The organism is Streptomyces sp. NPDC007162, assembly GCF_040634175.1.
Classification (GTDB): domain Bacteria; phylum Actinomycetota; class Actinomycetes; order Streptomycetales; family Streptomycetaceae; genus Streptomyces.
This window is the reverse complement of sequence record NZ_JBEYFC010000979.1, coordinates 1-1,521: the sequence shown is the minus strand read 5'-3', so window position 1 is coordinate 1,521 and position 1,521 is coordinate 1. Positions and strand designations below refer to the sequence as shown.

At 69.4% G+C, this 1,521-nt stretch carries 3 protein-coding genes; 1 reads left to right on the top strand and 2 read right to left on the bottom strand.

Going from position 1 to position 1,521, the window contains the following annotated elements; translation table 11 throughout:
• Nucleotides 1-280, top strand: a 280-nt coding sequence (locus ABZ646_RS46455; protein WP_360533796.1) for a metalloregulator ArsR/SmtB family transcription factor, incomplete at its 5' end; no start/stop codon positions are given.
• Nucleotides 281-348: 68 nt separating this feature from the next.
• Here the strand turns inward: ABZ646_RS46455 and ABZ646_RS46450 are convergent.
• Both ABZ646_RS46450 and ABZ646_RS46445 read right to left on the bottom strand, forming a co-directional pair.
• Nucleotides 349-948, bottom strand: a complete 600-nt coding sequence (locus ABZ646_RS46450; protein ID WP_360533793.1) for a cation transporter — start codon at nucleotides 946-948, stop codon at nucleotides 349-351.
• A 240-nt stretch (nucleotides 949-1,188) separates the two neighbouring features.
• On the bottom strand, nucleotides 1,189-1,521 hold a 333-nt coding region (locus tag ABZ646_RS46445; protein ID WP_360533790.1), incomplete at its 5' end, for a non-reducing end alpha-L-arabinofuranosidase family hydrolase.

Sequence of the window (1,521 nt, the reverse complement as noted above, 5' to 3'; positions counted from 1 at the left end):
CCTGGAACTGCTGAGCGAGCGAGAGCACGCGGTCGCCGAGATGCTGCCCGAGGTGGGCATCGAGGCGGCGCACCTGTCCCAGCAACTCGCCGTGCTGCGGCGCGCAAACCTGGTCAGGACCCGGAAGGAGGGCTCCAACGTGTACTACTCGTTGGCCAGTCCGCAACTGGCCGAGCTGCTGCGGGTGGCGCGGTCCATCCTGTCCGGGGTGCTGGCCGGGCAGGCGGAACTCCTCGCCGACCTCCAGTCCGCACAGCGGGAGCCGAACCCGCCGTCGTAGCGGCGGCCCCAGGACGGCGGCGGTCCGGACATTGCCGGAGAAGGGCGTCTGCCGGCTGGAGCAGGCCGTCAGTGCTCGCTGACGAAGATCTCCTTGGCCTCGCGCAGTGCGTAGTAGACCAGCACGTAGCCGGTGGCCGGGTCGGCCCACCAGAGGCCGGCCAGGGAATTCAGCAGGAGGCCGAGCAGTACCGCGGAGGCCAGCAGGCCGTCGATCAGGGTCACCCGGCCCTCGGTCTTCAGCACCGGGTCGTCCAGCGCGGTGCCGGTGCGTGCCTTGCCGACGGCGAGCGTGAACATCACCGCAGCCGTCACCGCGGTCCAGCCGATGCCCAGCAGGGAGTGGTGGGGCCGGAAGCCGGAGGCCAGCACCCATGTGGACTGCACCAGCAGGTACACCGCCAGGAGCGCGAAGCCGACGCCGATCAGCTTCAGCGCACGGCGTCGGCGGTCCTCGCCGGTGCCGGACAGTTCCCAGACCACCACGGTGGAGGCGCCGATCTCGATCAGGGAGTCCAGGCCGAACCCGGCCAGCGCGACGGACCTGGCCGAGAGCGCGGCGACGGCGAGCACCACGATGCCGATCACGTTCCAGCCCAGGGTGACGTACTCCAGAGCCGAGCCGCGGCGGACAAGCGCCCGGCGGGCGGCGTCATCAGTGCTGTCCACCGCGAGATCCTCCCAGACCTGCCCACCGGATGCGAAGACGCCTCAGACGTCTGTACAACGGCACAGACGTCGAGGTCCGGATGATGCTCGCGTAATTCACCGCACACCCCAGCCGACGCGCGGCTGGGGCTCCCTCAAGGCGGTGAGTATCGGTCAGCAGGTGGAGTCGCCCACGCCATGAACCGCTCGTCTGCGCGTGGGCGGACCGCACCACATCGCCATCACCGTGGATCAGGCGGGTCAGTGCTGCAGGGTGAGCAGTCCCGGCCGCCACGGCAGCAGGTTGTAGGGGGTGCCGTCCGAGCCGGGGGACCTGCCCTGGTAAAGGAACTGCAGGTTGCAGGGGTCGACGGTCATGGTCTGGTCGGGGTTGTTGCGGACCAGGTCACCGTGGCTGATGTCGTTGGTCCAGGTTTGGTTGGTGTTGGCCTTGCCCGCGAAGGGGTTGGACTCGGTGGCGGCCTGCGGGGTCCACGGGCCGTTCAGGCTGGAGGCGGTGAACGAGCGGAAGAAACGCTGCTCGGTCGCACCCCGAGCCTCGACGATCATGAGGTACTGGTTCTGCCCCTGGAC